Genomic DNA, 8909 nt, shown 5'->3' with positions numbered 1-8909 from the left:
CTTCGCCTTCGAGTCCTCCACCTACAACGTCTTCCTCTTCTTCCGCACGGTGATGGCGCAGGGCGACGGCGCCCCCGATCCGGCCCCGGCCGTGGCCGCCGCGGAAACCACGCGGATCTATCCGCTCTGGGAGGTGGAGAAGGACATCCCCGCAATGGAATCCCCCAATGCCAGCGGCGTGCGGGTCAACATGATGTACCCCACGGATTTCGAGTACTGGACCAAGCTGAAGGCTCTCGTCGACTATGAGCCCGTCGAGGCGATCGACCCCGAGCTGCGCGGCGTCCTGGCCTCGATCGGCATCATCAAGGGCATCCCCTTCGAGCCGCAGGACTGGCAGCGGGCAGCGCTGGAGAAGCCGCTCGCGGACGCGCCGAGGATGATCCTCGCCTCGGGCCAGACGGGACGCGCGGACGGGCGCAGCAAGTACTATGACGACCGGCAATGGGAACGCGCCTGGGTCGGCGGCACCAATGACTGGATGCAGGAGAGCTATCTGGATCTGGGCGCGCGGTCTCGCTTCTTCCAGTACGCCTATTCCTCGGCCCCGGCGATGGTGATGCGCACGACGGGCGCCGGGTCCAAGTATCCCTATGCGATCCGCTATGCGGAGGGGGCGTTCCTGGACGGCGGGAATACCTACCGGCTGACCCTGCCGCCGGATATCCCCGCCGCGCTGTTCTGTGCGGTGACGGCCTATAACGTGACAGACGGCACGATGCCGGAAACCGCTCAGCTCCTGCCCTCGACCAACGGCTACTACGACATCCCGCAGAACGGGGACGGGTCGATCGACATCTGGTTCGGCCCGGAAAAGCCCGAGGGCGTGGCGGATGCCGCCTTCATCCAGACGGTGCCGCGGCGCAATTTCGTCGCCTGCCTCCGGCTCTACGGCGCCGAGGACGCCTTCTACGACCAGACCTGGAAGCCCGACGACCTGGTCAGGGTCTCGCAATAGACTTTTCCCCCGCGGCGCGCCGGTCCGCTTCGTCCGCGACCGGCGACCGCACTCCATCCCCCCGCGCGGCCCGCCTGGGCCGCGCCGACCCAAACGGAGGACCTAGAAAATGGCACAGTTCGATTTCCAGTCCGTCATCGCGTTCACCAGAAGCGGCAACAGTCTCAACTTCGGAGGCGGCACCAGCTCGGACCTGTCCGGGACGCTGGATGACGGCGACACCTCGGACGACAGCTTCCAGGAGAACGAGGTGGTGGGCACCGTCGACGGCAATGCCGTGCGCTTCATCGGCACCTACACCATCGACGGCGAGGCGTATCCGGTTGTCACCATCGATGGCGACCCCGACAACGGCTACCTGCTCAGCCCGTATGTCGCGACGGCCTCCTTCAGCACGCTGCCCAACGAGATCAGCACGACGGACGATGCCTTCACCTCCGCGGCGGACGCAGACTTCGTCACCTGCTTTGCCGCCGGAACGCGGATCGCGACGCCGGAGGGCGAAACGGCGGTCGAGGCCCTATGCATCGGCCACACGATCCTAACCTCGGACGGTCGTGCTGTCACCGTCAGGTGGATCGGGCGGCAGACCGTGGACAAGCGCTTCACGCCGGCGGACCGCTTCCTGCCGGTCCGGGTGAGGGCCGGTGCTCTCGGCGACGGGCTGCCGCATGGCGATCTCGTTCTCACTGCGGATCACGCCCTTGTCCTCGACGGGCTCGCCATCAATGCCAGTGCACTGGTCAACGGAACGACGATCTCGGTCGAGCCCGCCGCCAGCCTGCCGGACCGCGTCACCTACTACCATGTCGAGACCGACGGGCACGAGGTGATCCTGGCCAACGGCGCCCCGGCCGAAAGCTTCATCGACTACCGCGGGCGCCGGGCCTTCGACAATTTCGCCGAATACGCGGCACTCTGCGGCGAGGAGCAGACGATCCGCGAGATGCCGCTGCCGCGGGTCTCGGCCGCGCGGCTGGTGCCCCCGGCGATCCGCGCGAAGCTGGGCGGCACGCAGGCGGCCTGATCCGTGCAGGCGTCACGACCAGCGGAACCCGGAAGCACCGGATTCCTGCTGCAACAGGCGCGTGCCAGCCTCCATTGCGGCCGCACTGCCGAATGATGCGAAGAGCAATCTGCGGACTGGAGGCGCGGTTGGGAGCCGGTCTCCCGCACCTGCCCCCATGGGCATGCCGGCCGGCCCGACTGCCACGGGCCGCCCGAGGCGTCGTCCATCCTCTCGTCCTTTCGCGGATGCCGGGACCGCCGGGAAGGTCTGGCTGCCCTTTTCGCGGCACACCGCATGCCCTCCTCGACCGGAGCGTTTGCGGCGGTCGGCTGGGCGACCTGACAGTGAATCGGCAAGCATGTTGGGATGGCATCGCTGCAGAAGTCGCCGTCAGGACGTGATGCCCCTTCCCCGGCTGCGGTCAGGCCACCCGTTCGCTCCCCGCAGTGCCGGGGGCGTTCAAGCGGTCCGTGAACGAGCGGCAGGCGCCATCGCTCCGGGCGCAGCCGCGAATGACGTGGATGTGGATCTCGGCGGTCTGGCGGTCGGGGGACCTCGAGGCAATCCGCTCGCCGGAGGACTTGAGGGGTCACGTCCCGGCCTCGATCCGGCCGCGGACATGATTGCCGGACCATCGTTTCCAGAGTGAGCCGTCACCCTGGCGCCAGTGGCGCCGCGAAAGTCCGGCAAACGCGGCGGGGCCGCCGGGGATGTCGTTTCGCGCAAGCGCAGCCGGGCAGCGCTCCTCCCAGAGACTGCGGTTTCTGCGGATGGGAGCGAGGGCATGACTGCCACCGGTCTGAAAGAATGCCCGAGCGCCAGGTACCGCTACGCGCCAGGATCGCCGCATGGCACCGGCGTGTGTCGAAGGCGCCGCCAGCGGTGCGCGGAGTTGCCCATCGCGGCGCCATCGGTCCGAGCCCGATGGGCGACGGCACACCCGCTGGCAGCTCGCCTGTGACAGTGCCGATCTCTTCGTCTCGCTAGGTCTGGTCCAGAATCTCGGAAAGGACGGGGCTGACATCGTCCCGGCTGGTGGTGAACGCCGCCGCCCGGATACCGCCGGTCGCCGTGTCCATGCCAGATGGACCTTGCGGTACTGGCGGCGATCCGCGCCGCCTCAGCGCCTCGCTCGCCGTTGCGCTCGGACCGATGGCGCGCGACGGCTCGCTAGCTTTTCCAGTTGGTCGTCTCGTACGTCGTTTTAGGAGGCCTGCCCATGCTGCCCAGCGAGCATGCTGGATTCACGAGATGAATCCCCGGAGATCTGCGCAAAAACGCCCCTCGGATGCACCGCTGCCGGGCACTGTGGCAGCTCGGATCCGGAGGCCGCGTTGCAGGCGTCCTCCGGATGCGCCGTTGTCACCGCCTGATCCGGCGCACTCAGCCGAAGGACCGCGCCCCCATGTAGAGCGCCAGGGCGAAGACCGCGTGGTTCTGCAGCGTCTCGGAGATTCTGGCGGCCTGGTTCGGCGTCTTGCCGGCAAGGAGCCCTCCGCCCATGGCCGGGGTCAGGATGCAGAGCCCGGCGAAGGTGCTCAGCACGAGCCCGACGATGATTGCAGGCCAGACGGTCGGTGCATCGATATAGGCCGTCCCCCAGAACAGCGGCAGCATTGCGGCATAGGCGATGCCGACCGCGTAGTGGAAGATCCAGCCGACAGCATGCTCGCCCCGCGAGGGCGGGTCGCTCCGGCTCTGGTCTAGCGCCACGCGCCCATGGCCGAGACCCAGCACCCAGCGGCCGACCAGCCCCCAGGGCGAGCCCTTGCGGCCCCGCAGGCGGTCGGTGGCGACTTTCCACAGATCCAGGACGAGGGTCGCCGTGACACCGGCGACGACCGAGAAGAGAATGAAGCGCAGCATTCGGACCGTTCTTTCAACTTGTTCACGGCTGAGGCCTAGCATGGCCCGGAGCCGTTGTCGTGCGGCGGCAGGTCACTTCGGTCCGTCCTCCGCAGGCCGCGGACCGCAAGTCGATCCCCATTGCTTTCGGGCACGCTCCACGCCCCCGCACCGGGATCCCGGCAGCGTCCGAACCGCCGGAGCTCTGGCGGCTCTGCCACGAGAGCCCGCGCTGGCTGCCCGGCCAGGCGCGGGCGCAGGATCCGGGATGCCAAACCCGCGGAGCCCTGCTTCATGCCGCCTCGCGTCGCTGCGCCGCCCGCGACAGCGCCTCCGCTCCGGCACATCCATTCCATTGCCGGGTCGATGGCTGTCCGGCATGGCCGTGGCCGTCGCCCCCGGCCCCGCTCCGGCGCAAGGGGGCCCGCGTCGCGCAATGGGCCGCCGGTCGCGCCGAGGACGCATCACCGGTTTGCCCCGAGCTTTCGCAACGCAGAGGTTCCGCGGGCCGCACGCGGCGGCCCCCGTTCCTGCGCGGCCATCCGTGGCTGGACAGGCCGCATCCGAGCCCCATGATCCGCCGCGGACGTGCCGGGCGGTCCGGCTGCGGCAGGCAGACGGCATCTGCGCAACGTCGCCATCCGGTGGCGGGGAAGACCTTTCCGGCCATGGCGCGCGGCCGGCGATTTACCGGACAGGCGCGCCCGGGACCAGTGAAGCAAGGCAGTCCCAGCTCCCTTCCTTCAACGGCTTTCCAGGTGCTCGGGCCTGCCGCCGCGCCCGGTCCGTTTCCCTCGGCCTGTCGACCACGCACACCGCATGGCTCAGGGACGGAAAAGCGGCGGCCGCGGCTGCCCTCGGGAAACCCGCGGCGACCTGGCAACGCCGGACTGCCGCGCCGGGCGGGCCCAGTAAAGACGGAGCGCCTTCGGCAGCCATCGGCAAGCCCGGACGCGGCGGAGGCAGCCCGGGGCCGCTCCGCCATCTGCCCGCCTACCGCATCTTCGTGACCGTGGAGAGCTTGGTCTGCCAGACCGGGCTGATGACCAGCCCGGAGATGTCGCTGCGCATGGCCACCGAGTCCGTCACCTGGGAAATCGGCTGGATCGGCGGCGCATCCGCCTCGTATAGCTCGAGAATCCGGGCGTAGTCCTTCGCCTGCGCGTCGGGATCCGGCTGCAGCAGCGCCTCCTCGGCCAGGCGGTTTATCTCCTCGTTCCGGTAGGACACGCGCCAGCCGAGAATCCCGGTGAGCTTCGCCTCCGCGCTATTGTCGGGATTGACCAGAATGCTGCGCAGATCGCCATCGGGATGCGAGACCTGGCCGCCCGAGCGTCCGACGATCAGCTGGAACTCCCGGCGGCGCATCGCGCCGTAGACGGTCTCTCCGTCGCCGGTGATGATCTCGGCCCGGATGCCGCCCTCGGCGAGAGAGCCCTGGATGGCCACGGCGAGATTGTCGAAGGGCGGCATGGAGAGCGCCCGGAGCGTCAGGTCCAGCCCGTCGCCATGGCCCGCTTCGGCCAGGAGCGCCTTCGCCCCGTCGACATCGCGGGCGATGCCGCTCCGGAACGTCTCGCCGCCGAGGCCGATCTGGATGGGGCACAGATGCTCCACCCCGTAATAGGGCATCACCGCGGCATTGATCCCGTCATAGTCGACCAGCTTCAGGATCGCCTCGCGCACCCGCCGGTCGGCGAGGACAGGGTCCGCCATCGACATGGCGAGATAGTAGAGCCCGTTGCCGATGGCAGTCTCGATCACGATCTGCGGATCGTCGTCGACCGCCTCGAGATCCGCCGCCGCCATCGAATAGGCGATGTCCAGATCGCCCTGTTCCAGAAGCAGCCTCTGGCTCTGGGACTCGGGCACGTGGCGCAGGATGATCCGCTTCATCGCCGGTGGCGGTCCCCAGTAGTTCCCGTTCCGCACCAGCAGCGCGAATTCGTTGGCCCGGACCGCCTGCAGGGCGTAGGCCCCCGAACCGGCGGAGTTCGCCGCCAGCCAGGCGCGCCCCTGGTCGCCGTCCACCTCGTGCTCCATCACGGTGCTCCGGTCGAGGATCGAGCCGGTTCCGGTGATCGCAAGGGTGAGCAGGATGATCTTGGGGTCCGTCGCCTGCGGAATGCGCAGCTCGATGGTCCGGTCGTCGAGGGCGCGGAAATCCTCTTCCGCGGTCTCGGCGCTGTAGCCGCGGATCCGGAAATTCGTCGCCTGGGCGAGGTTCTGCTGCAGCACCCGGCGCAGCGACCAGACCGCGTCACCGGCCGTCACCGGATTGCCCGAGGCGAAGCGGGCGCCCTCGCGGAGCGTCAGGCGGATGGCGCTGCCATCCCCGGCCACCTCCCAGCTTTCGGCCAGTTCGGGCACCAGCCGGGTCCGGTCCTGCGGATCGATGCCCAGGAGGCAGTCGTAGATATTGGTGATGATCTGCGTCCGTTCCTTGCTGCCCGATCCCGCGGGATCGAGCGTCAGCACATTGGCCATCGAGAAGCCGACCGCCAGCTGGTCGTCCGGCGTCGCAGCCGCCACCGGGCGCGCGATGGCGGCAGCCAGCGGCAGGCATGTGGTGGCTAGTAGAAAATTGCGGCGTTTCATGACTCCTCCCTGAGATCATGCAATGCAGCGCGCCTGGCCGTCAGTCGGCCAGGTTCGCGTCGATATAGTCGAAATCGATGTCCTCCCCGATCCCCGGCGCCTGGCTCAGATGCACGAAGCCCCCGGCATCCATCGCGTCGGGTATCGCGTTGAGATAGTCTGGGCAGCGGTCGTAATCGAGCATCGGATGCAGCAGCCCCCGCTCGTACCAGCGGCAGTTCTTCGACACCGCGGAAATGGCCAGGTTCTCTGCGCCGTGGCCGTGGACCTCGCAGTTCATCCCGAAGCTCTCGGCCAGATGCATGGTCTTCAGCGCAGGCGTGATGCCGCCGACATCCTCGACCCCGGTCCTCAGGATGTCGCAGGCCCCATTGCGGATCCATTCGGCGCGGTGCTTGTGCTTGCCGCCCATGGATTCCGGGCCGATCACCGGGATCTTCAGCTCGGCCGCAAGCCACGCATAGGAGGACATCGACTGCTCGTCCATGACCTCCTCGATCCAGGTGAAGTTCAGCGCCTCCAGCCCGCGGCCCAGCTCGGCAGCCTCCTCGCGCGAATACCAGTGATAGGCGTCGAGCATCAGCGGAATGCGCGGCCCGACCGCCTCGCGCACGGCGGCGCAGGCCTTCAGGTCCATCTCGATGCTCGGCGACCAGCTCACCGGCGGCATCCATGTATGCAGCTTGATGGCCTGGTAGCCACGCGCCACCAGCGCCTCGGCGAAGCGGCCGTAATCCTCGGGCGTCGCGAGCCCGCCCTCGATCTCGTCGCCGCACATGATCGAGCCATAGGCCGGGACCTTGTCGCGATAGGCGCCGATCAGGCGGTAGACCGGAAGCCCGGCCGCCTTCCCTGCCAGGTCCCACAGCGCGCAGTCGACAATCGCCAGGGTGCGGTCGCTGAGCTGCCCGCCGGAGCCGCGCTGCCAATGCGCCATGTCCTGCCAGAGCCTTTCGCGCGCCAGCGCATCCTGCCCGGCCAGCACCTTGCGGATGAAGCGCTCGAGCAGGTAGGGCCGCAGCTGCTCGGGGCTGCCGAAGGCATGGCCCTCGGTGCCGTTCTCGCAGGTGACGGTCAAGAGGCTCTTGCGCACCCGCCGCTCCGGTCCGGGATGGGCATGTCCGTCGCTGTCGAGCTCTTCGAAAGTGGTGGTCCAGAATGTCCGGACCCGGACATCGGCAATCGAGAGCCCGTCCGCGAGCGTTTCCTTGGGCATCAGGCCGTGCACGTGATCTTCTCCCTTCCAGCCGGGGCGTCCCGGGTGATCTCGCCCCATGAACCCCATGTTGTCTGATGACGTCAAGAGATTCGTCACAACTTGTCTGACTTTTGCAGGAATGCTCGCCAAAACCGGCGTAACCTGCGGTCGAAACGGCCTTCCATCCCCGGATGCATTCGGGCATTCTAGCCGAAAGCCCCGGAATTCCGCGCGCTTCGCCAATGGAACGCGCAGCCAGCAGACAAGGATCGACATGAAATCAGACATGAGCGCGCAGCTTCCGCCGGATACCGGCGCGCATCCCGCCCCGGGCTCCAGATCCCTTGTCGGTCGCGTGGTGGCCCTGCTGCGCCGCGATCTGGAGATGGGCACGCTCGCCCCCGGAGACCGGCTCCCCACCGAGACCGAACTGACGCGGCAGCACTCGGTCAGCCGGGCAGTGATCCGCGAGGCGATCGCGGTGCTGCGCGCCGACGGGCTGGTCGACGTGCGCCGCGGGGTCGGCGCCTTTGTCGTGGACCCATCCGAGAGCGACCGCCTTTTCAGCGACTTGAGCCTCGAACGGACGATCGGCGTGATCGAGCTTCTCGAGCTGCGGATGGCCTGTGAAATCGAGGCCGCCGGGCTTGCCGCTGCACGGCGATCCGCCGCGCAGCTGGAAACGATCCTGGAAGCGCATGCCATGGTGGGGGCCTGCATCGAGCAGGGCCTGTCCACCCGGCACACCGATTTCGGACTGCACTACCGGATCGCCGAAGCCACCCAGAACCGCCGCTTTCCCGAACTGCTGCAATTGCTGAAGCCGGGGATCATCGCCGAGGCGCCTGCACCGAGCCAGGCGCAATCCGCCATTCCGGGCAACCGGCATCTGCAGGAGGAGCATGGACGCATCGTCAACGCGATCATCGCCGGAGACGCAGAGGCCGCGCGCGCGGCCATGCGGGCGCATCTGACCGGCAGCCTGCTTCGCAGCAAGGCCAGGCTGATGGGAAGCGCAGCGGAGTAGCGCAAAGACATCGGACTTGACTCATTCTGATGTCTGACATCTCTTGGCCCCACCGGAGAGTCGTCTCCGGCAACGGGAGGAGATCAGCATGGGACAGGGGCCGGCATCGCGCTTCCTCAGCCAGCTTTCGACGATATTCGCGACCCTTCTGGGTCTTCTAGTCCTGACCTTCGTGATCGGGCGGATCATGCCTGTGGATCCTGTCCGCGCGATCGTTGGCGAGGAGGCGACGCGGGAGGTCTACATGAATGTCTACCAGCAGCTCGGCCTCGAC

The 8909-nt window shown here is 68.0% G+C and carries 6 protein-coding genes and 2 pseudogenes; 4 read left to right on the top strand and 4 right to left on the bottom strand.

The genetic code is table 11. The features are described 5' to 3' along the window. Positions 1-958: DUF1214 domain-containing protein (locus FGX59_RS35005; RefSeq protein ID WP_138473132.1), on the top strand; the 958-nt coding region annotated here is incomplete at its 5' end. 109 nt (positions 959-1067) lie between these two features. Further along, positions 1068-1985, top strand: a complete 918-nt coding sequence (locus FGX59_RS35000) for a Hint domain-containing protein (protein ID WP_138473130.1) — start codon at positions 1068-1070, stop codon at positions 1983-1985. Between the two features lie 403 nt (positions 1986-2388). On the opposite strand, the pseudogene FGX59_RS39075 reads toward FGX59_RS35000, so the two are convergent. The 4 genes and pseudogenes from FGX59_RS39075 to FGX59_RS34985 all read right to left on the bottom strand — a co-directional run. Then, a pseudogene (locus tag FGX59_RS39075) lies at positions 2389-3087 on the bottom strand (hypothetical protein); the annotation flags it as partial. A 263-nt stretch (positions 3088-3350) separates the two neighbouring features. Continuing rightward, complete coding sequence (locus tag FGX59_RS34995; protein ID WP_171060982.1) at positions 3351-3833, bottom strand: DUF2938 family protein; 483 nt, start codon at positions 3831-3833, stop codon at positions 3351-3353. Between the two features lie 972 nt (positions 3834-4805). Then, complete coding sequence (locus FGX59_RS34990) at positions 4806-6410, bottom strand: ABC transporter substrate-binding protein (protein ID WP_138473126.1); 1605 nt, start codon at positions 6408-6410, stop codon at positions 4806-4808. 40 nt (positions 6411-6450) lie between these two features. After that, complete coding sequence (locus FGX59_RS34985; RefSeq protein ID WP_240722856.1) at positions 6451-7638, bottom strand: mandelate racemase family protein; 1188 nt, start codon at positions 7636-7638, stop codon at positions 6451-6453. Between the two features lie 46 nt (positions 7639-7684). Between FGX59_RS34985 and FGX59_RS34980 the strand changes: the two genes are divergently transcribed. Next, a complete protein-coding gene (locus FGX59_RS34980; RefSeq protein WP_206078527.1) occupies positions 7685-8635 on the top strand; it encodes a FadR/GntR family transcriptional regulator in 951 nt (316 codons plus the stop codon). An 88-nt stretch (positions 8636-8723) separates the two neighbouring features. Next, positions 8724-8909, top strand: a pseudogene (locus FGX59_RS34975) (ABC transporter permease); the annotation flags it as partial.

The sequence above is a fragment of the Poseidonocella sp. HB161398 genome (assembly GCF_005870025.1).
Classification (GTDB): Bacteria; Pseudomonadota; Alphaproteobacteria; order Rhodobacterales; family Rhodobacteraceae; genus Mangrovicoccus.
This window is presented reverse-complemented; position numbering and strand designations above follow the sequence as displayed.

Bases quoted from the DNA above. Each gene is read 5' to 3' on its own strand.
- FGX59_RS35000 (WP_138473130.1), top strand. From the start codon at position 1,068: ATGGCACAGTTCGATTTCCAGTCCGTCATCGCGTTCACCAGAAGCGGC.
- FGX59_RS34995 (WP_171060982.1), bottom strand. From the start codon at position 3,833: ATGCTGCGCTTCATTCTCTTCTCGGTCGTCGCCGGTGTCACGGCGACC.
- FGX59_RS34990 (WP_138473126.1), bottom strand. From the start codon at position 6,410: ATGAAACGCCGCAATTTTCTACTAGCCACCACATGCCTGCCGCTGGCT.
- FGX59_RS34980 (WP_206078527.1), top strand. From the start codon at position 7,685: ATGAACCCCATGTTGTCTGATGACGTCAAGAGATTCGTCACAACTTGT.